Genomic DNA, 19,754 nt, shown 5'->3' with positions numbered 1-19,754 from the left:
TACTACCTGGGTTTCGCGGCGGCGGGATGACTAGCGTTATAGCTAACTGAAACCGCGCACCACGACGCCCCACCAGGAGCATCCAAAGTAATGAGCCCTCAGCAGGAAGCTACAGCTGAACCGAAGCGACGACACCGAGTTGTCATCATCGGATCGGGATTCGGCGGACTCAACGCGGCAAAGAAACTCAAACGGGCCGACGTCGACATCAAGTTGATCGCCCGCACCACGCATCACCTGTTCCAGCCGTTGCTGTACCAAGTCGCCACCGGGATCATCTCCGAGGGTGAAATCGCCCCTCCGACCCGGGTGGTGCTGCGCAATCAGCGCAACGTCCAGGTGCTGCTGGGCAATGTCACCCACATCGATCTGGCCAACCAAACCGTGGTCTCGGAGTTGCTCGGCCACAGCTACGAAACTCCCTACGACAGCCTGATCGTCGCCGCCGGTGCCGGCCAGTCGTACTTCGGCAACGACCACTTCGCCGAATTCGCGCCCGGGATGAAGTCGATCGATGACGCACTCGAGTTGCGCGGCCGCATCCTGAGCGCCTTCGAGCAGGCGGAGCGGTCCAGCGATCCCGAGCGCCGCAAGAAGCTGCTGACTTTCACCGTTGTCGGCGCCGGTCCGACCGGCGTCGAAATGGCAGGGCAGATAGCCGAATTGGCCGAGTACACCTTGAAAGGCGCCTTCCGGCATATCGATTCGACGAAGGCACGGGTGATCCTGCTCGACGCCGCCCCGGCGGTGCTTCCGCCGATGGGCGAGAAGCTTGGCGAGCGGGCCAAGGCGCGGCTGGAGAAGATGGGCGTCGAGATCCAGCTGGGCGCCATGGTCACCGACGTGGACCGCAATGGCATCACGGTCAAGGATGCCGATGGCACCATCCGGCGTATCGAATCCGCGTGCAAAGTCTGGTCGGCCGGCGTGCAGGCCAGCCGGCTCGGTCGCGACATCGCAGAGCAGTCCCCCGCCGAACTCGACCGGGCCGGGCGCGTCAAGGTGCTGCCCGACCTGTCCGTCCCCGGGTACCCGAACGTGTTCGTCGTCGGTGACATGGCCGCCGTCGAGGGCGTGCCGGGTGTCGCGCAGGGCGCGATCCAGGGCGCCAAGTACGTCGCCAACGCGATCAAGGCAGAACTCGCCGGGGCCGACCCCACCCAGCGTGAGCCGTTCCAGTACTTCGACAAGGGTTCGATGGCCACGGTGTCGCGATTTTCCGCGGTGGCCAAGATCGGCCCGCTGGAGTTCAGCGGCTTCATCGCCTGGCTGATGTGGTTGGTGCTGCACCTGGTGTACCTGATCGGGTTCAAGACCAAGATCACCACGATGCTTTCGTGGACGGTGACGTTCCTGAGCACCCGGCGTGGTCAGCTGACCATCACCGACCAGCAGGCCTTTGCCCGAACTCGGCTCGAACAGCTGGCCGAGTTGGCGGCCGAGGCCCGCGAGGCCGAGACGACCCGGGCCGCCAGCTAGCCGACCAGCCGCTCCGCTTGCCACGTGCTCAGCGTCCCGCCACCGGCCAACGCCAGAACGGTTGATTCGCTCGGTGCCACCGTGGATTCTGTTGCTGGGTAGCATAATTCGCTGATCGTTGCCCGCGGTGCGGCAATGCCGTCGTCGGCGATCGACCCGGCGCCCAATTCCAGCCGGTGCCGCAAGAGCGGGCGATCCTGCCGGTCGGCCCATAGCGATCCCGACCAGAACCCGTCGCGCTCACCGCATCTGCCGATCTGTACCCGCTCGCGGAAGCGCACCCGGCCGTCGTCGCGCAGGACCAACACCACCGTCGACACATGCCGCGCATCGGCGGCCACGACCGTGGGCTCAAGATCGACGTCGAGACTTCCACTCACCTCGATGTCCCAATCGGCATGTGACGTCGACGTTTTCAACCCGGGCAGGGCTATGGTGGCGGCGGCGCTACGCAGCTTCAACACCGCGCCGGCCTCGACGACGATCCGGACGCTGATGGTGTCGCCGCCCAACGGGATGGCGGCCGCCGATACCAGGTGTACCGTATCGGGCGCGGTGCAACGGGCCTGGATGCCGCCGCTGCACTCGATGCGCGGAAACCGCTGACGCGACGCGACCAGCAAGACCTCAGAATGCATCGGCGCTCAGCTGGGTGCGCACCCAGGCCAGTACGCCAGTGGCGGCTGGGTCCTCGGTCAGCGACTGCAATACCGTCGGGCGCCCGTCGCGCACCGCGTCGGCGTCGCGTGCCATCACGTCGAGGTCGGCGCCCACCAGCGGAGCAAGATCAATCTTGTTGATTACCAACAGGTCCGAGTATGTCACCCCCGGGCCACCCTTGCGCGGCACCTTATCGCCCCCGGCGACGTCGATGACGAAGATCTGGACGTCCACCAGGCCGGAGGAGAAGGTCGCGGTCAGGTTGTCGCCGCCGGACTCGACCAGGATCAGGTCCAGCGCATCGTGGGCGGCGATCAGGTCGTCGATCGCATCGAGGTTCGCGGTGATGTCGTCGCGAATCGCGGTGTGCGGGCAACCGCCCGTCTGCACGGCCGCGATCCGGTCGTTCGGCAGCACCGCGTGCTTGCGCAAGAAGTCCGCGTCCTCGGTGGTATAGATGTCGTTGGTCAGCACCGCCAGCGACAGCTCGTCACGCAACTGCCGGCACAACGCGGCGACCAGCGCGGTCTTTCCGGAGCCGACCGGGCCGCCGACTCCGATGCGCAGCGGCTCCCCCGGCTGCCTGGTGCGCTTCGGCCGCTCGGCGTGCGGATGCGGATGGCTGTGGGAATGTGCTGGCATGTCATGTCTTTCAGGAGGCGAATAGGGGTCGCTCGCGTTCGGTGTGGCGCTGGGCCAAGGTGTCGAGCAACGGGTCCGACAAATCAGCCAGGCCGAGGCACGCCTGGGCGGCGGTGTGTTCGCACAGCGCCGCCAGCCGGAACGTCAGCGCCGCCACATCGGCCGGATCAAGGGCGAGCAGCCGCTGGGCCGCCCTAGCCGAGCCCGTCATCGTGGTGTAGACGATCGCCAGCGCGCTCTGCTCGGGGGTCAGGCCGCTCACGGCACCGATCCGCCCGGCCGCGACGGCAAGGTGCGGCTGTGGGCCGAGGTCGTCCCAGCTGGCATCGGGCCAGACGCGTCGGGCCAGCCTGGCCAACCCGCGGCCCTGGCTGCGCGACGCCTGTCGGGCCGCGGGTGCCGGGGTGCGCGCATCGGTCTCCTGATCGGCCTGCTCGGCGTCGAGCTGACCGCGGTGGACCGCCGCTGCGACCGATGCCGTCACCAACCCGTGGCTGCGAATCCTGCGGTGCAAGAACGCTTCTAACGTGTCCAGATTGCGCACCAGGCCGCTGGTGACGGCCTCCTCCACGCCACCGGAATGCACGTGGGAGCCGGCCGGCAGTCGCGAATCGGACAGGGTGAGCAGCGTCGCCAGTGCGGACATTTTCAGAACAGGAAATAGCGTTGTGCCATCGGCAGCGCGGCGGGCGGCTGCTCGTGCCAGACCTCGCCGTCGACGCGCACGGTGAAGGTATCCGGATCGACTTGAATGTCGGGCAGCGCATCGTTGAGCGGCAACGCCGTCTTGCCGATCCCGCTGGTGTTGCGTACTGCGACCAACCGCCGGTTGACCGCGATCCTGTCGGCCAGCCCAGCCTCGATCGCTTGTGGCGCAACGAAATGCACCGACGTGGCCGCTGCTGCCGCCGGCGCGGCGGCGAACATCGGACGCGGCAGCACCGGCTGCGGGGTGGGGATGGACGCGTTGGCGTCGCCCATCGCCGCCCAGGCGATCATGCCGCCCTTGAGCACCGCGTGCGGGCGGACACCGAAGAATTGCGGCTCCCACAGCACCAGATCGGCGAGCTTGCCCGGTTCCACCGAGCCGATCTCGCCGTCGAGCCCGTGCGCGATGGCCGGGCAGATGGTGTATTTGGCGATGTAGCGCCGCACTCGCAGATTGTCGGCGGCTCGAGGACCAGAGGGGTCGCCGGGCAGCGCCCCGCGACGGCGCTTCATCACATGCGCGGTCTGCCAGGTGCGCAGCACCACCTCTCCGATGCGGCCCATCGCCTGCGAGTCGCTTCCGATCATCGAGATCGCGCCGAGGTCGTGCAGCAGGTCCTCGGCGGCCATCGTCGACGGCCGAATCCGGCTCTCGGCGAAGGCCAAATCCTCGGGCACCTGTGGGTTGAGGTGATGGCAGACCATCAACATGTCCAGATGCTCGTCGAGGGTGTTGACCGTGTGCGGGCGGGTCGGGTTGGTGGAACTGGGTAGCACGTTGGGCTGGCCGGCGACCCGGATGATGTCGGGAGCGTGGCCGCCACCGGCGCCCTCGGTGTGATAGGTGTGGATCGAGCGGCCGGCGATCGCGGCCAGCGTGTCTTCCACGAAGCCCATCTCGTTGAGGGTGTCGGTGTGCAACGCCACCTGTACCCCGGCGGCGGCGGCGACCGTCAGGCAGGCGTCGATCGCGGTCGGAGTGGCGCCCCAGTCCTCGTGCAGCTTGAAACCCGAAGCGCCGCCGCGCAATTGCTCCCACAGCGCCTCTTGGTTGACGGTGTTACCCTTGCCCAGCAACGCGAAGTTCACCGGCCAACCGTCGAGCGCCTCGAGCATCCGGGCCAGGTGCCAGGAGCCCGGCGTCACGGTGGTGGCCTTGCTGCCCTCGGCGGGACCCGTGCCGCCGCCCAGGATCGTCGTGATCCCGGCCCCGAGGGCCTCGGACATCAGTTGCGGGCAGATCAAATGCACATGGCAGTCGACGGCGCCCGCGGTGACGATGCGGCCGTTTCCCCCGATGACTTCGGTGCTGGGCCCGACCACCAGATCCGGATGCACACCCGCCATCGTGTCGGGGTTGCCGGCCTTGCCGAGTGCGACGATCCGGCCGTCGCGAATACCAATGTCGGCCTTGATGATTCCCCAGTGATCGATGATCACCGCGCCGGTGATCACGGTGTCGGGTGCGCCTTCCGCGCGCGACACCCTCCCCTGGCCCATCGACTCGCGCAATACTTTGCCGCCGCCGAACACCGCCTCGTTCCCGGCCAATCCCGGTCCGCCGCTGCGGTCTTCGGTGATTTCGACCAGTAAGTCGGTGTCCGCCAGCCGGATTCGATCGCCGGTGGTGGGGCCGTACAGCTGGGCGTACTGTTGCCGAGACAGCTGCGTCATCAGCGGTCCAGCCGTCCGGGCGGGTTCAGGCTGAGCCCGTACACCTCGCGGCTCCCCTGCAGTGGCACTAGCTGAACATGTTGGGCCACACCGGGTTCGAAGCGAACCGCGGTGGCGGCGGGCACATCCAGCCGGTAGCCGTGGGCCGCGCCGCGATCGAACGACAGCGCCGAGTTGGCTTGTGGAAGATGGACGTGGCTACCCACCTGCACTGGGCGGTCGCCGGTGTTGAGGATTTGCATGTCCAGGCGCGGGGCATCCGCGTTGATCTCGATATCGCCGCTGCCGTACAGGATTTCGCCGGGAATCATGCGATCGGGTGGTGTACGGTGACAAGCTTCGTGCCGTCCGGGAACGTTGCTTCGACCTGCACGTCGGCCAGCATTTCCGGCACCCCCTCCATCACGTCGTCACGGGCGAGCACGTCGCGTCCGCTGGCCATCAGCTCGGCAACCGAGCGGCCGTCGCGTGCGCCTTCGAGAATGTGGTCGGTGATGACGGCGACGGCTTCGGGGTGGTTGAGCCGCAGGCCGCGGGCGCGGCGACGGCGAGCCAATTCGGCGGCATAGGACAGTAGGAGCCGCTCCTGCTCGTGTGGCGTCAGGCGCATGGTCTGAAATCCTGCCATGCCGTTGGGGGAACCGCCTGGCTCCGCTCAGCGTTGGCGAGGCTCGAGATTCTGCAGCCGCACCTGCCCGCGGGCGACGACCTTCTCGTCGTCGTCGGTGATGGTGACCAACCACAACTGCTGGCGCCGGCCGCGGTGAATCGGTTCGGTGACGCCGTGGACCGTTCCCGAGCCGATCGACCGCAGGAAGTCTGTGTTGTTGTTCACACCCACCACCTCGCCGCCGCCCTGGCTGGCCAGCCAGGTGTAGGCGGACACGCTGGCCATGCTCTCGACCATCGCGCAGTAGACACCGCCGTGGACCAGGCCCATCGGCTGCAGCAATTTGGGGGTGACCTCGAGCTGGGCGCGGGCGCCGTCGGGGCTGAGTTCGGTGAATCGCAGGCCCAGCTCGGTATCGAATGGTGCGGTGAAACCCGGTGGGATCACCGCGTCTGGCGACGTTGGCACGCTCTGTTGTCTACACCATCGCCAACGGTCGGTCGCGTAGAGCCGACAAAGAACAGGCGAGCCCCGTGCCCGGAGGCACGGGGCTCGCCGATCGAGTAGACCGGGGGTCACTGCAGCCCTCAGGACACTCCGGCGGTCTGTTTGGCTCGACCTCCTTGAGTATAGGCAAGGCTGTCCTAACTTTGCAAGGGGTAGTGTGTGAACCACGCAGACCGGGTGCACGTGTATCCACGGTCGGATGCCGATTTGGCCGGCTGTCTTTACGACTGCCGGTAGTAAGCCGGAGTACGCTGGTTTCAACGCTGATGGAGATGAACGAACTATGGCCAAGCTGACACGGCTGGGGGACCTGGAACGCGCAGTGATGGACCACCTGTGGTCCACACCCGAACCGCAGACGGTCCGCCAGGTGCATGAGGCCTTGTCGGCGCGCCGCGACCTCGCCTACACGACGGTGATGACCGTGCTGCAGCGGTTGGCCAAGAAGAACCTCGTATCGCAGATCCGCGACGACCGGGCGCACCGCTACGCACCCGTGCAGGCCCGCGACGAGCTGGTCGCCGGCCTGATGGTGGACGCGCTGTCCCAGGCCGAGGACTCCGGCGGCAGGCAGGCCGCGCTGGTGCATTTCGTCGAGCGTGTCGGCGCTGACGAGGCCGAGGCCCTGCGGCGCGCGCTCGCCGAACTGGAAGCAAATCAACGCAATACGCCATGAGCTGGCGCTAGACCGGCGCCCTGAGGGACACTAGTGAGGTGTCCGCGTTGGCCTTTACCTTCCTCGCGGTGCTGCTGATTGGTCCCACGCCAGCCCTGTTAGCCCGGGCGTCCTGGCCATTGCGCGCCCCGCGAGCAGCGATGGTGCTGTGGCAAGCCATCGCCGTGGCCGCCGTGCTCTCGGCGTTCAGCGCCGGTATCGCGATCGCCACCCGAATCCTCATGCCCGGCCCCGACGGCCGGCCCACGGCCAGCATCGTCGGGGCGGCCGGGCGGCTCGGTTGGCCGTTGTGGACGGCCTACATCGCCGCCTTCGCGCTGACCGTGCTGGTGGGTGTGCGCCTGGTGGTCGCGGTCTTGCGGGTCGCCATCGCCAATCGGCGCCGGCGGGCACACCACCGGATGGTGGTCGACCTGGTCGGGGTCGGGCACGACGCGGCCCTCGCGCAACCCTGTGCTCGCGCCCGTGACCTGCGCGTCTTGGATGTGGCCGAACCGCTGGCCTACTGCCTGCCCGGAGTGCGCAGCCGGGTCGTGGTCAGCGAAGGCACGCTGACCACGCTCAACAACGACGAGGTCTCGGCCATCCTGACTCACGAGCGGGCGCACCTGCGCGCCCGGCACGACCTGGTTCTGGAAGCGTTCACCGCCGTGCACGCCGCGTTCCCGCGGCTGGTCCGCAGCTCCAATGCGCTGGGCGCGGTGCAGCTGCTGGTGGAGCTGCTCGCCGACGACGCCGCGGTGCGTGCGGCCGGGCGCACTCCCCTGGCCCGCGCGCTGGTCGCCTGTGCGGGCGGGCGGGCGCCGTCGGGTGCGCTGGCCGCGGGTGGTCCCAGCACCGTGGTGCGGGTGCGCCGACTGTCGGGGCGCGGCAACAGCGTGATGCTGTCCGCGGCCGCTTACCTGGCCGCGGCCGCGGTTCTGGTGGTGCCCACCATCGCGCTGGCGGTGCCGTGGCTCACCGAGCTCAAGCGACTGTTCAACCTCTAGCGCGGCGCACGGCGAATCCCTTTGGCGGACCGGAACTCCGCTGTGCCACAGTGTGACGGAAAACGTTGCCCAACCTGAGAGGCGAAGACATGAGTTCGTCGAATTCCAAGACCGGCACCGCGCAGATCGGCGTTACGGGCCTGGCCGTGATGGGCTCGAATCTCGCCCGCAACTTCGCCCGCCACGGCTACACCGTGGCGCTGCACAACCGCTCGATCGCCAAGACCGATGCCCTGCTCAAAGAGCACGGCGACGAGGGCAACTTCGTCCGCTCGGAGACCATCGCGGAATTCCTGGATGCGCTGGAGAAGCCGCGCCGGGTGATCATCATGGTCAAGGCGGGTGACCCCACCGACGCGGTGATCAACGAGCTCGCCGATGCCATGGAAGAAGGCGACATCATCATCGACGGCGGCAACGCCCTCTACACCGACACCATCCGCCGCGAAAAGGCGATTCGGGAACGCGGGCTGCACTTCGTCGGCGCCGGGATCTCCGGCGGCGAGGAGGGCGCGCTGAACGGACCGTCGATCATGCCCGGCGGGCCGGCCGAGTCGTACAAGTCGCTGGGCCCGCTGCTCGAGGAGATCTCCGCGCACGTCGACGGCGTGCCGTGCTGCACCCACATCGGCCCGGACGGCGCCGGTCACTTCGTCAAGATGGTCCACAACGGCATCGAGTACTCCGACATGCAGCTGATCGGCGAGGCCTATCAGCTGCTGCGCGACGGGCTGGGCAGGTCGGCACCCGAGATCGCCGACGTGTTCGCCGAGTGGAACTCCGGCGACCTGGACAGCTACCTGATCGAGATCACCGCCGAGGTGCTCAAACAGACCGACGCGAAGACGGGCAAGCCGCTGGTGGATCTGATCCTGGACGAGGCCGAGCAGAAGGGTACCGGCCGCTGGACGGTGAAATCCGCCCTCGACCTCGGAGTGCCGGTGACCGGTATCGCCGAGGCGGTCTTCGCCCGCGCCCTGTCCGGGTCGGTGGCCCAGCGCAAGGCCACTACCGGGCTGGCCTCCGGCGATCTCGGCGAAAAGCCATCCGATGCAACACAGTTCACCGAGGATGTGCGCCGCGCGTTGTACGCATCGAAGATCATCGCCTACGCCCAGGGCTTCAATCAGATCCAGGCCGGCAGCATCGAGTACGACTGGAACATCACCCCCGGCGATATGGCCACCATCTGGCGCGGCGGCTGCATCATCCGCGCCAAGTTCCTCAACCGCATCAAAGACGCCTTCGACGAGAACCCCGACCTGCCGTCGCTGATCGTCGCGCCGTACTTCCGCGAGGCGATCGAGGCCTCGATCGACAGCTGGCGCCGCGTCGTGGTGACCGCCACGCGGCTGGGCATTCCGATCCCCGGATTCGCCTCGGCGCTGTCGTACTACGACGCCCTGCGCACCGAACGGCTGCCCGCCGCGCTGACCCAGGGCCTGCGCGACTTCTTCGGCGCCCACACCTACGGGCGCATCGACGAGGACCCGGGCAAACGGTTCCATACACTCTGGAGTGGCGACCGCAGCGAAGTGCCGGTCTAGCCAAAGGGGGCTCAGCAAGTGCGATGAAGTTTCTGAACGGCGACCGGCGGCCCGGTTACGACCTGACCTATAACGATGTCTTCATCGTGCCGAACCGGTCCGACATCACGTCGCGGTTCGACGTCGACCTGTCCACCAGCGACGGCTCCGGCACGACGATTCCGGTGGTCGTCGCCAACATGACGGCGGTGGCGGGACGCCGGATGGCCGAGACGGTCGCGCGGCGTGGGGGCCTCGTGATCCTGCCGCAGGACCTCCCGATCACGGCCGTCCGCCAGACGGTGGAGTTCGTCAAAAGCCGAGACCTGGTGCTCGACACCCCGGTCGTGCTGTCCCCCGACGACTCCGTGTCCGACGCGATGGCGCTGATCCACAAGCGGGCGCACGGTGCCGCGGTGGTGGTCTTCGAGGGCCGCCCCATCGGATTGGTCACCGAGGCGTCCTGCGTGGGAGTGGACCGCTTCACCCGGGTTCGCGACGTGGCCGTGTCGGACTTCGTCAGCGCCCCGCTGGGCACCGAGCCGCGCAAGATTTTCGACCTACTCGATCACGCCCCGATCGAGGTCGCCGTCGTCACCGCCGCCGACGGCAAGCTCGCCGGCGTGCTGACCCGCACGGGTGCGGTGCGCGCCGGCCTGTACACCCCGGCCACCGACGCGGTGGGCCGGCTGCGCGTCGGCGCGGCCGTGGGCATCAGCGGCGACGTCGGGGCCAAGGCCCGGTCGCTGGCCGAGGCCGGCGTCGACATGCTCGTCATCGACACCGCGCACGGGCATCAACAACGGATGCTGGACGCGATCAGCTGCGTGGCGTCGCTGGAGCTGGGTCTGCCGCTGGCGGCGGGCAACGTGGTGTCGGCCGACGGCACCCGGGACCTGTTGGGCGCCGGGGCCAGCATCGTCAAGGTCGGCGTCGGGCCCGGCGCTATGTGTACCACCCGGATGATGACCGGCGTCGGGCGCCCGCAGTTCTCTGCGGTACTCGAATGTTCCGCTGCCGCAAGGGAACTCGGTGGACACGTCTGGGCCGACGGCGGGATCCGCCATCCCCGCGACGTCGCGCTGGCGCTGGTCGCCGGGGCCTCGAACGTGATGATCGGGTCGTGGTTCGCCGGCACCTACGAGTCGCCCGGCGACCTGATGCGCGACCGCGACGACCGGCCGTTCAAGGAGAGCTACGGCATGGCGTCCAAGCGGGCCGTGGTGGCCCGCACCGCCGCCGACAGCGCGTTCGACCGCGCCCGCAAGGCGCTGTTCGAGGAGGGCATTTCCAAGTCGAAGATGGAGCTGGACCCCGACCGGGGCGGCGTCGAGGACCTGATCGACCACATCACCTCGGGCCTGCGCAGCACCTGCACCTACCTCGGTGCCTCGACCCTGGCGGAATTGCACGAGCAAGCCGTCGTCGGGGTGCAGTCGGCCGCGGGCTTCGCCGAGGGCCACCCGTTGCCGCTGGGCTGGTGATACCGGTCCTGCGGAAGGCACGCCGTAGCCCTTGAGCCAGATGTGTTCGCTACCATGTGAATCTCTGGTTCTGCCCGCCCGCAGCAATGCGCTGCGCGGCATCAAGCGAAAGGGATGACGTGCCGCAGGCACCCGTCCAGCCCGTCGGCTTCCGGGCGAAGCGGACACCCGCTCGACCGCCGTCTCCCGGGCCATCGCGATAGCCACGCCCTCATGAACCTCACCGTCGCCCTCGTCAGCGTGCTCGCCATCGCGGTGCTCATCTTCGGCAATGCGGTATTCGTGGCGGCCGAGTTCTCGCTGACCGCACTGGACCGCAGCACCGTCGAGGCCAACGCCCGCAAGGGCGGTCGACGCGACCGCTACATCCAGCGCGCCCAGGACCGGCTGTCATTTCAGCTGTCGGGCGCACAACTGGGCATCTCGATCACCACGCTGATCACCGGCTACCTGACCGAACCGATGGTCGCCGACCTGCCGCACCCGTGGCTGGATGCCCTTGGCGTGTCAGATTCGATGGCCGACGGGATCACGGCGTTCATGGTGATGGTGATCGTGACGTCGGTGTCGATGGTCTTCGGCGAGTTGGTGCCGAAGTACCTGGCCGTGGCGCGGCCGCTGTCGACCGGGCGTGCCGTCGCCGGGTTTCAGCTGATGTTCTCGCTGCTGTTCACTCCGGTGATCCGGCTGACGAACGGCGCGGCGAACTGGATCGTGCGGAAGATGGGCATCGAGCCGGCCGAGGAACTGCGGTCGGCGCGCTCACCGCAGGAGTTGCTCTCGCTGGTGCGCAGCTCGGCGCGCGCCGGTGCGCTGGATCCCGCCACGGCCGCGCTGGTCCGGCGGTCGCTGCAGTTCGGCGCCCGGACCGCCGAGGAGTTGATGACGCCGCGGTCGAAAATCGTGGCGTTGCAGACCGACGACACCGTTGCCGACCTGATCGCCACGGCCGCCGAATCGGGGTTCTCCCGCTTCCCCATCGTCGACGGCGATCTCGATGAAACCATCGGCATCGTGCACGTCAAGCAGGTGTTCAACGTTCCTCGGGCCGAGCGCGCCTCGACGCTGCTGACCACGCTCGTGCAGACGGTGCCGGTGGTGCCGTCGACCCTGGACGGTGACGCGGTGATGGCCGAGATCCGGGCCAACCCACTGCAGACCGCGATGGTCGTCGACGAATACGGCGGCACCGCGGGGATCGTGACGGTCGAGGACCTGATCGAAGAGATCGTCGGCGACGTCCGCGACGAACACGACGACGCCACACCGGATGTCGTGGCGGCGGGCAACGGCTGGCAGGTGTCGGGGTTGCTGCGCACCGACGAGGTGGCCGCCGCCACCGGCTACCGGGCGCCGGAAGGACCGTACGAAACGATCGGCGGCCTGGTGCTGCGCGAGCTCGGCCACATCCCGGTGGTCGGCGAAACCGTCGAGCTGACGGCGCTCGACGGAGACGGCCTGTTGGACAATGCAATTCGCTGGCAGGCGACGGTGGTTCGGATGGACGGCCGGCGGATCGATCTGCTCGAGCTGACCGAACTGAGCACCCGTCCGGAAACATCCGCGGAGCGCGGTCAACGATGAACGACGCGCTCGGAGTGCTGCTGGCGATCCTGCTGATCGCAACGAACGCCTTCTTCGTCGGCGCGGAGTTCTCGCTGATCTCGGCGCGGCGCGACCGGCTCGAAGCGCTGGCCGAACAAGGCAAGAAGCGAGCGGTCACCGTGATCCGTGCCGGTGAGCAGCTGGCTTCGATGCTGGCCGGCTCGCAGCTGGGCGTCACGGTCGCCTCGCTGCTGCTCGGGCGCATCGGCGAGTCGGCCGTCGCCAACCTGCTGCATTCGGCGTTCGGGCTGACCGGGATACCGCTGGCGGTGCGGCACACGTTGTCGTTCGTGATCGCGCTGGCCTTGGTGGTGACATTGCACGTGCTGCTGGGCGAGATGGTGCCGAAGAACATCGCGCTGGCCGGCCCGGAGCGCACCGCGATGCTGCTGGTGCCGCCGTACCTGGCCTACGTGCGGGTGGCCCGGCCGTTCATCGTCTTCTACAACAAGTGCGCGAACGCGATCCTGCACCTGGTGCGGGTGGAACCCAAAGACGAACTCGACATCACGGTCTCACCGGACGAGCTGAGCGCGATGATCGCCGAATCGGTCTCCGAAGGCCTGCTGGACCCCGAGGAACACACCCGGCTGACCCGGGCGTTGCAGATCGGCAGCCGGGTGGTCGGCGATGTGGCCGTCGCGCTCGACGACGTGCGGGCGGTGCCGGTGGCGGCCCCGGGGTCCGGGCCGACGATCGGCGACGTCGAAGCCGCCCTCGCGCAGACCGGCTACTCGCGCTTCCCGGTCGCGGCCGCCGACGGCCGGTTCATCGGATACCTGCACATCAAGGACATGTTGCCGCTCGGCGACGATCCGCAGACGGTCATCGATCTGTCGCTGGTGCGCCCGCTGCCGCGGGTGAGCATCACGTTGCCGCTGGCCGATGCCCTGTCACGGATGCGTCGCACCAACAGCCATCTGGCGCTCGTCACCGACGGCCACGGCGTGGTGGCGATGGTGGCGATGGAGGACCTGATGGAGGATCTGGTCGGCAGCATGCGCGACGCGCAGTGACGGCATCGGCCGGGCCCGCGCGGAAAAGAGGGCCCCGTCCAGCCCGTATGATTGAACGGCGCCGGTCCACTATGGGGCGAAGGGCAGGGTGCGGCGGCGGAACATGCGTTGCCAGAAGGCGCTCCCCAGGGCCCGTCGGGAAGCCCACGGCGAAGCCCGTCAACCGCACCGTGACCTGCTATTGCCGGTCCGGCGTAGGCGTTCGTTCGGGCCGTCGGCCGGTAGGCTGACGGCGTAGCTAGTTGGGGCCAGTCGGGAGACGAGTGGGACCAATGAGGCAACTATGGAGGAGAAAGATGACTGACCGCGTGTCAGCGGGGAATTTGCGCGTTGGCCGAGTGCTCTACGACTTCGTGAACAACGAGGCCCTGCCCGGCACCGATATCGACCCGGACAGCTTCTGGGCCGGCGTCGACAAGGTGGTCACCGACCTCACCCCGCAGAACCAAAGTTTGTTGAAGACACGCGACGAGCTGCAGGCCCAGATCGACAAGTGGCACCGGCAGCGCGTCATCGAACCGCTGGACCCCGAGGCCTACCGGCAGTTCCTCATCGACATCGGGTATCTGCTGCCCGAACCCGACGACTTCACCATCACCACGTCCGGGGTGGACGACGAGATCACCACGACCGCCGGCCCGCAGCTGGTGGTGCCGGTGCTCAACGCGCGCTTCGCGCTGAACGCGGCCAACGCCCGCTGGGGCTCCCTGTACGACGCCCTGTACGGCACCGACGTCATCCCGGAAACCGACGGCGCCGAAAAGGGCAGTAGCTACAACAGGATTCGCGGCGACAAGGTGATCGCCTACGCACGCAAATTCCTGGACCAGGCGGCGCCGCTGGCGTCGGGCTCGTGGGCGGACGCGACGGGCGTCAGCATCGAAGACGGCCAGCTGAAGATCGCACTCGGCGCGGAGACCACCGGGTTGGCCAGCCCGGAGAAGTTCGTCGGCTACAGCGGCGAGCTCGGCTCCCCCGACTGGTCGGTGCTGCTGGTCAATCACGGGCTGCACATCGAGATCCAGATCGACCCGTCCTCGCCGGTCGGCAAGACCGACGCGGCCGGCATCAAGGACGTGGTCCTGGAATCCGCGGTCACCACGATCATGGACTTCGAGGATTCCGTCGCCGCCGTCGACGCCGACGACAAGGTGCTGGGCTATCGCAACTGGCTGGGCCTGAACAAGGGTGACCTGGCCGAAGAGGTCAGCAAGGACGGCAAGAGCTTCACCCGCGTGCTCAACGCCGACCGCACCTACACCACGCCCGACGGCAAGGGCGAGCTGACCCTGCCCGGACGCAGCCTGCTCTTCGTCCGCAATGTCGGGCACCTGATGACCAACGACGCGATCGTCGACGCGGACGGCAACGAGGTGTTCGAGGGCATCATGGACGCGCTGTTCACCGGTCTGACCGCGATCCACGGCCTGCGGTCCGGCGACGCCAACGGGCCGCTGACCAACAGCCGCACCGGCTCCATCTACATCGTCAAGCCGAAGATGCACGGGCCCGCGGAGGTCGCGTTCACCTGCGAGCTGTTCAGCCGCGTCGAGGATGTGCTGGGCCTGCCGCAAGGCACGATGAAGGTCGGCATCATGGACGAGGAGCGGCGCACCACGGTCAACCTCAAGGCGTGCATCAAGGCCGCCGCCGACCGGGTGGTGTTCATCAACACCGGGTTCCTGGACCGCACCGGCGACGAGATTCACACCTCGATGGAGGCCGGTCCGATGATCCGCAAGGGTGCGATGAAGAACACCACCTGGATCAAGGCCTACGAGGACGCCAACGTCGACATCGGGCTGGCCGCCGGTTTCTCCGGCAAGGCCCAGATCGGCAAGGGCATGTGGGCGATGACCGAGCTGATGGCCGACATGGTCGAGCAGAAGATCGGCCAGCCCAAGGCCGGCGCCACCACCGCGTGGGTGCCTTCCCCGACGGCGGCCACCCTGCACGCGATGCACTACCACCAGGTGGATGTGTTTGCCGTGCAGAAGGAGCTGCAGGGCAAGAAGCGCACCACGGTCGACGAGTTGCTGACCATCCCGCTGGCCAAGGAACTGGCTTGGGCTCCCGAAGAGATTCGCGAAGAGGTCGACAACAACTGCCAGTCCATCCTGGGCTACGTGGTGCGCTGGATCGATGCGGGCGTCGGCTGCTCGAAGGTGCCCGACATCCACAACGTCGCCCTGATGGAGGACCGTGCCACGCTGCGGATCTCCAGCCAGCTGCTGGCGAACTGGCTGCGCCACGGCATCATCACCAGCGAGGATGTCCGCGCCAGCCTGGAACGGATGGCCCCGCTGGTCGACGAGCAGAACGCCGGCGACTCGGCGTATCACCCGATGGCGCCCGACTTCGACGACAGCATCGCGTTCTTGGCGGCCCAGGAGCTGATCCTGTCCGGTGCGCAGCAGCCCAGCGGCTACACCGAGCCGATCCTGCATCGGCGACGGCGTGAGCTCAAGGCCCGCGCCGGTGCCTGATACCGGTTGCCGGTATGGGTAGGCACAGCATGCCCGGGAAGTCGGCCGACGAGCCTTCCGACGACCCGACGACCAAGTTCACCGCCCGCGACCTGGTTTCCCGCTATCAAGAGGAACGCGACAAGCCCGATCCGCGCGACCTCGACGAGGACGACGACTACGGCGACTACCCGGACCCGGACGAGGATGACGACGCCGACGAGGACCTCGGGGACGACGACTACGCCGACGAGAACGGCTACGCCGCGCAGGGCCTCGACGACGAATACCCCGAATTTCCGTCTCGGCCGAAGAGTTCCGCGCCGCCGGAGGCCACGCCGGGTGACTTCGAGTCCGGTCACCGCGTGCTCGGCGATTGGCGGGGCGGTCACCGCAGCGCCGGCGGGCGACGGGGGGTGAGCATCGGTGTGATCGTGGCCCTGGTCGCGGTCATCGTCGTGGTCGGCACCGTCATCCTGTGGAGTTTCTTCGGCGACGTGTTGTCCCATCGCTCGCACACGGCCGCCGCGCGCTGTGTGGGGGGCAAGGAATCCGTCGCCGTCGTGGTCGATCCGTCGATCGTCGACCAGGTGCGGCCGTTCGCCGAAAGCTACAACTCCTCGGCCGGCCCGGTCGGTGACCACTGCATGGTGGTGGACGTCAGACCGGCCGGCTCCGACGCCGTCATCGCCGGTTTCGTTGGCAAGTGGCCGGCGGAGTTGGGTTCGCAGCCGGCGCTGTGGATTCCGGGCAGCTCGGTCTCGGCGGCGCGGCTGTCCGCGGCCGCGGGCCAGAAAACGATCAGCGACAGCCGTTCACTGGTGACATCGCCGGTGCTACTCGCCGTTCGGCCCGAACTGGCGCCGGCGCTGTCGAACCAAAACTGGGGCGCGCTGCCCGGCCTGCAGACCAATCCAAACTCGTTGGCGGCGTTGAAGTTACCGGCGTGGGGATCGCTGCGACTGGCGTTGCCGACGAACGGCAACAGCGACGCGTCCTACCTGGCCGGCGAAGCGGTCGCGGCGGCGTCCGTCCCGCCTGGCGCGCCGCTCACTCAGGGCGCCGCCTTACTGCGGTCGCTGACCAGCGGCCAGCCCAAACTGGCCGACAACTCGCTGACCGAGGCGATGAACGCGCTGCTGAAACCCGGTGACCCGGCAACCGCCCCGGTGCACGCGGTGATCACCACCGAACAGCAGGTTTTCCAGCGCGGTCAGTCGCTGCCGGACGCCAAGAACACGTTGGCTTCCTGGCTGCCGCCGGGGCCGGCGCCGGTCGCGGACTATCCCACCGTGCTGCTCAACGGGTCGTGGCTGTCGAAGGAGCAGACGTCGGCGGCCAGCGAGTTTGCCCACTTCATCCGCAAGCCCGAACAACTCGCGAAGCTGGCCAAGGCCGGTTTTCGCGTCAACGGCGTCACACCGCCGAGCAGCCCGGTGACGAGTTTCGCGGCCCTGCCGTCGACCCTCTCGGTGGGCGATGACGCCATGCGCGCCACCCTGGCCGATGCGATGGCTGCGCCGTCCAGCGGGCTGGCCGCGACGATCATGTTGGACCAGTCGATGCCCGGCGACGAAGGCGGAAAAACCCGGCTCGCCAATGTGATCGCGGCGCTACAGGACAGGATCAAAGCGCTGCCGCCGACCGCGATTCTGGGATTGTGGACGTTCGACGGCCATGAGGGCCGCTCGGAGGTCGCGACCGGCCCGCTGTCCGACCCGGTCAACGGCCAGCCCCGCCCGGCGGCCCTGGCGGCCGCGCTGGACAAGCAGTATTCGTCGGCCGGCGGTGCGGTCTCGTTCACCACGCTGCGCATGATCTACCAGGACATGCAGACGAATTACCGTGCCGGACAATCGAATTCGATTCTGCTGATCACCGCCGGACCGCATACGGACCAATCCCTGGACGGGCCGGGGCTGCAGAACTTCATCCGCACCAGCGCGGACCCGGCCAAGCCGATCGCCGTCAACGTCATCGACTTCGGCGCTGATCCCGACCGGGCCACCTGGGAGGCGGTCGCCCAGCTCAGCGGCGGCAGCTACCAGAACCTCGCGACGTCGGCCTCCCCCGATCTGGCCACGGCAATCAGCACATTTTTGAGCTGACGCTGCGGGTCTGCCGGCAATGAACGACGAGGGCGGCGACGACCTGGGCGTGCTGGCCGGTCGTCTGCTGTTCGCGGTGGAGGCCGAGCTGTTCCGCCGGCTGCGCGACGAAGGCTTCGACGACATCGTCCACCGCCATGGCGCGGTGCTGGCCTACCTGCGTCCCGAGGGTGTGCGTGCGACCGACCTGGCGCGGCTATCCGGCCAGGTGAAACAGGTGATCGGGGTGATCATCGACGACCTCGAAGCCCTGGGTTACGTCGTACGCAAGCCGGATCCGGGCGATCGTCGAGCCAAGCTCGTGGTACCCACCGCTCGCGGCCGCCGCCAGATGGCTGCTGCCGACGCGATCATGACCGACATCATGAACCGGCACGCCCGAAATCTCGGCGCCGCCAACTTCCACAGATTCCTTGACGACTTTCGGGCCGTCATCGACCACCAGCGCGCGACCGCCGGATAGTCAGGAATACTTACTAATCGTGACGGCGTTGTCTTAGTCACGATGCTCGGGGCGTGGGCATCGGAACGCGAGGGAGACGACACCGATGAACGAGTCCACCGGGATCCAACGCCGGCTCCAGCTCATGGATGGCAGCGAAGGCTCGCAGCGCGATCAGCCCAACGGCGAGCGGGCGCGGAAAGTCTCGGCGCTCGCCCAATTCCTGCGCAATCGTCGCGAACACCTTCAGCCGGCCGACGTGGGTCTGCCCAGTGGGGGCCGCCGGCGAGTCGCCGGACTGCGGCGCGAGGAAGTTGCCGCGTTGGCCGGTGTCAGCGTCGACTACTACCTGCGAATCGAGCAGGGACGCGAAAAAAGACCTTCTGATCAGGTGTTGGACGGTATTGCGCGGGCATTGAAGCTCGACGACGGTGATGCGGCTTATCTGCGGGACTTGGTGCGGCGCCCGCTCTCTGGAAACGGGTGTCCGAAAGATCTTGAACCGGAGATCTATTCGCTGATCAACGGTTGGCCCCTTACGCCGGTGCATATTCACGATTGCTCATTGAATTTGGTTGCGGCTAATCCCATTGCACGCGCTGTCTTTCCACATCGGGAACTGGGAGACAACACGCTGCGATCGCTGTTTCTGGACCCGTATACGCCGAACTTCTATCGGAATTGGGACAAATTGACGATGCGGGCCGTGTGCTGGCTTCGCGTTTACGCGGTGCGCAATCCGGACCCGGGTTTGACCGCGGTCATCGAGGAACTCCTGAAGAAAAGCGCGCGATTCCGGATGCTGTGGTCGCGCCCGGATGTCACGCACGCGAACAGCGGGAAAAAGAAACTCATGCATCCCCGGGTCGGACCGTTCACGCTGCACTTTCAGCACTTGACCCTGGAGCCGACCGGGCATGTGTTCGTTCCCTTCTGGGCGCAGCCGGGCTCGTCTTCCGAACGCGCTCTGCGGGAACTATCCGACGCAGCGGCGCCGAGGACATCGGGGGTGCGAGTCACCCAGGATGATTTCGGCCTGTTTCGTCAGGCGCGGGCGGCCGACGATTGACGTGTATTCGCGCCAATGACAACGACGAACGTCATCGTCGATCCGTTTGCCGCGGGCTTCTTCGGTCGTCTCGACGGCACGTATCGTCGGGTCC

Annotated in this window: 18 protein-coding genes; 11 read left to right on the top strand and 7 right to left on the bottom strand. The window is 67.6% G+C overall.

Annotated elements, in window-relative coordinates:
• The first annotated feature begins 90 nt into the window (after positions 1-90).
• Positions 91-1,479, top strand: a complete 1,389-nt coding sequence (locus BN973_RS15565; protein ID WP_036469161.1) for an NAD(P)/FAD-dependent oxidoreductase — start codon at positions 91-93, stop codon at positions 1,477-1,479.
• Here the strand turns inward: BN973_RS15565 and BN973_RS15560 are convergent.
• From BN973_RS15560 to BN973_RS15530, 7 genes are read right to left on the bottom strand one after another with little or no spacing between them, the layout of a single operon-like run.
• Entirely contained in the window at positions 1,476-2,117 is a 642-nt protein-coding gene (locus BN973_RS15560; protein WP_036469159.1) for an urease accessory protein UreD, read from the bottom strand. The genes BN973_RS15565 and BN973_RS15560 overlap by 4 nt on opposite strands.
• Positions 2,107-2,781, bottom strand: a complete 675-nt coding sequence (ureG, locus tag BN973_RS15555; RefSeq protein WP_036469157.1) for an urease accessory protein UreG — start codon at positions 2,779-2,781, stop codon at positions 2,107-2,109. Before ureG ends, BN973_RS15560 begins: the two co-directional genes overlap by 11 nt.
• A gap of 10 nt (positions 2,782-2,791) precedes the next feature.
• Complete coding sequence (locus tag BN973_RS15550) at positions 2,792-3,427, bottom strand: urease accessory protein UreF (protein WP_036469156.1); 636 nt, start codon at positions 3,425-3,427, stop codon at positions 2,792-2,794.
• Between the two features lie 2 nt (positions 3,428-3,429).
• A complete protein-coding gene (locus BN973_RS15545; RefSeq protein WP_036469155.1) occupies positions 3,430-5,163 on the bottom strand; it encodes an urease subunit alpha in 1,734 nt (577 codons plus the stop codon).
• The gene (locus BN973_RS15540) at positions 5,163-5,474 is read right to left on the bottom strand and encodes an urease subunit beta (RefSeq protein ID WP_036469153.1); all 312 of its coding nucleotides are present in this window, start codon (positions 5,472-5,474) and stop codon (positions 5,163-5,165) included. Before BN973_RS15540 ends, BN973_RS15545 begins: the two co-directional genes overlap by 1 nt.
• The gene (locus BN973_RS15535) at positions 5,471-5,773 is read right to left on the bottom strand and encodes an urease subunit gamma (RefSeq protein ID WP_036472490.1); all 303 of its coding nucleotides are present in this window, start codon (positions 5,771-5,773) and stop codon (positions 5,471-5,473) included. Before BN973_RS15535 ends, BN973_RS15540 begins: the two co-directional genes overlap by 4 nt.
• Before the next feature lie 45 nt (positions 5,774-5,818).
• Positions 5,819-6,241: a PaaI family thioesterase gene (locus BN973_RS15530; protein WP_036469152.1), complete on the bottom strand. Its 423-nt coding sequence runs from the start codon at positions 6,239-6,241 to the stop codon at positions 5,819-5,821.
• A 322-nt stretch (positions 6,242-6,563) separates the two neighbouring features.
• On the opposite strand from BN973_RS15530, the gene BN973_RS15525 reads away from it, so the two are divergent.
• The 10 genes from BN973_RS15525 (at position 6,564) to BN973_RS15480 (ending at position 19,660) form a co-directional block, all read left to right on the top strand.
• Positions 6,564-6,956, top strand: a complete 393-nt coding sequence (locus tag BN973_RS15525) for a BlaI/MecI/CopY family transcriptional regulator (protein ID WP_036469151.1) — start codon at positions 6,564-6,566, stop codon at positions 6,954-6,956.
• A gap of 38 nt (positions 6,957-6,994) precedes the next feature.
• A complete protein-coding gene (locus BN973_RS15520; RefSeq protein WP_036469150.1) occupies positions 6,995-7,945 on the top strand; it encodes a M56 family metallopeptidase in 951 nt (316 codons plus the stop codon).
• 89 nt (positions 7,946-8,034) lie between these two features.
• The gene (gndA, locus tag BN973_RS15515) at positions 8,035-9,492 is read left to right on the top strand and encodes an NADP-dependent phosphogluconate dehydrogenase (RefSeq protein WP_036469149.1); all 1,458 of its coding nucleotides are present in this window, start codon (positions 8,035-8,037) and stop codon (positions 9,490-9,492) included.
• A gap of 23 nt (positions 9,493-9,515) precedes the next feature.
• Positions 9,516-10,955 carry a GuaB1 family IMP dehydrogenase-related protein gene (locus BN973_RS15510; RefSeq protein WP_036469148.1) on the top strand — a complete coding sequence of 480 codons (1,440 nt, stop codon included), beginning with the start codon at positions 9,516-9,518 and terminating at the stop codon, positions 10,953-10,955.
• A gap of 213 nt (positions 10,956-11,168) precedes the next feature.
• A complete protein-coding gene (locus BN973_RS15505; RefSeq protein WP_036469147.1) occupies positions 11,169-12,539 on the top strand; it encodes a hemolysin family protein in 1,371 nt (456 codons plus the stop codon).
• On the top strand, positions 12,536-13,576 hold the full coding sequence (locus BN973_RS15500; RefSeq protein ID WP_036469146.1) for a hemolysin family protein: 1,041 nt from the start codon (positions 12,536-12,538) through the stop codon (positions 13,574-13,576). The genes BN973_RS15505 and BN973_RS15500 overlap by 4 nt, the downstream gene beginning before the upstream one ends.
• Before the next feature lie 296 nt (positions 13,577-13,872).
• Positions 13,873-16,062 (top strand): malate synthase G, encoded by a 2,190-nt coding sequence (locus BN973_RS15495; protein WP_036469145.1) that lies wholly within the window; start codon positions 13,873-13,875, stop codon positions 16,060-16,062.
• A gap of 14 nt (positions 16,063-16,076) precedes the next feature.
• Complete coding sequence (locus BN973_RS15490; protein ID WP_036469143.1) at positions 16,077-18,149, top strand: substrate-binding domain-containing protein; 2,073 nt, start codon at positions 16,077-16,079, stop codon at positions 18,147-18,149.
• Positions 18,150-18,168: 19 nt separating this feature from the next.
• Positions 18,169-18,612: a MarR family winged helix-turn-helix transcriptional regulator gene (locus BN973_RS15485; RefSeq protein WP_036469142.1), complete on the top strand. Its 444-nt coding sequence runs from the start codon at positions 18,169-18,171 to the stop codon at positions 18,610-18,612.
• Positions 18,613-18,736: 124 nt separating this feature from the next.
• Positions 18,737-19,660 carry a helix-turn-helix transcriptional regulator gene (locus BN973_RS15480; protein WP_084163623.1) on the top strand — a complete coding sequence of 308 codons (924 nt, stop codon included), beginning with the start codon at positions 18,737-18,739 and terminating at the stop codon, positions 19,658-19,660.
• Positions 19,661-19,754: the final 94 nt, after the last annotated feature.

It is taken from the genome of Mycobacterium triplex, assembly GCF_000689255.1.
In the GTDB taxonomy this organism is placed as follows: domain Bacteria; phylum Actinomycetota; class Actinomycetes; order Mycobacteriales; family Mycobacteriaceae; genus Mycobacterium; species Mycobacterium triplex.
This window is presented reverse-complemented; position numbering and strand designations above follow the sequence as displayed.

What these genes read in the sequence shown, in the direction of transcription:
- BN973_RS15565 (WP_036469161.1), top strand. Translation starts at nt 91, where the DNA reads ATGAGCCCTCAGCAGGAAGCTACAGCTGAACCGAAGCGACGACACCGA.
- BN973_RS15560 (WP_036469159.1), bottom strand. Translation starts at nt 2,117, where the DNA reads ATGCATTCTGAGGTCTTGCTGGTCGCGTCGCGTCAGCGGTTTCCGCGC.
- ureG (WP_036469157.1), bottom strand. Translation starts at nt 2,781, where the DNA reads ATGCCAGCACATTCCCACAGCCATCCGCATCCGCACGCCGAGCGGCCG.
- BN973_RS15550 (WP_036469156.1), bottom strand. Translation starts at nt 3,427, where the DNA reads ATGTCCGCACTGGCGACGCTGCTCACCCTGTCCGATTCGCGACTGCCG.
- BN973_RS15545 (WP_036469155.1), bottom strand. Translation starts at nt 5,163, where the DNA reads ATGACGCAGCTGTCTCGGCAACAGTACGCCCAGCTGTACGGCCCCACC.
- BN973_RS15540 (WP_036469153.1), bottom strand. Translation starts at nt 5,474, where the DNA reads ATGATTCCCGGCGAAATCCTGTACGGCAGCGGCGATATCGAGATCAAC.
- BN973_RS15535 (WP_036472490.1), bottom strand. Translation starts at nt 5,773, where the DNA reads ATGCGCCTGACGCCACACGAGCAGGAGCGGCTCCTACTGTCCTATGCC.
- BN973_RS15525 (WP_036469151.1), top strand. Translation starts at nt 6,564, where the DNA reads ATGGCCAAGCTGACACGGCTGGGGGACCTGGAACGCGCAGTGATGGAC.
- gndA (WP_036469149.1), top strand. Translation starts at nt 8,035, where the DNA reads ATGAGTTCGTCGAATTCCAAGACCGGCACCGCGCAGATCGGCGTTACG.
- BN973_RS15510 (WP_036469148.1), top strand. Translation starts at nt 9,516, where the DNA reads ATGAAGTTTCTGAACGGCGACCGGCGGCCCGGTTACGACCTGACCTAT.
- BN973_RS15505 (WP_036469147.1), top strand. Translation starts at nt 11,169, where the DNA reads ATGAACCTCACCGTCGCCCTCGTCAGCGTGCTCGCCATCGCGGTGCTC.
- BN973_RS15500 (WP_036469146.1), top strand. Translation starts at nt 12,536, where the DNA reads ATGAACGACGCGCTCGGAGTGCTGCTGGCGATCCTGCTGATCGCAACG.
- BN973_RS15495 (WP_036469145.1), top strand. Translation starts at nt 13,873, where the DNA reads ATGACTGACCGCGTGTCAGCGGGGAATTTGCGCGTTGGCCGAGTGCTC.
- BN973_RS15490 (WP_036469143.1), top strand. Translation starts at nt 16,077, where the DNA reads ATGGGTAGGCACAGCATGCCCGGGAAGTCGGCCGACGAGCCTTCCGAC.
- BN973_RS15485 (WP_036469142.1), top strand. Translation starts at nt 18,169, where the DNA reads ATGAACGACGAGGGCGGCGACGACCTGGGCGTGCTGGCCGGTCGTCTG.
- BN973_RS15480 (WP_084163623.1), top strand. Translation starts at nt 18,737, where the DNA reads ATGGATGGCAGCGAAGGCTCGCAGCGCGATCAGCCCAACGGCGAGCGG.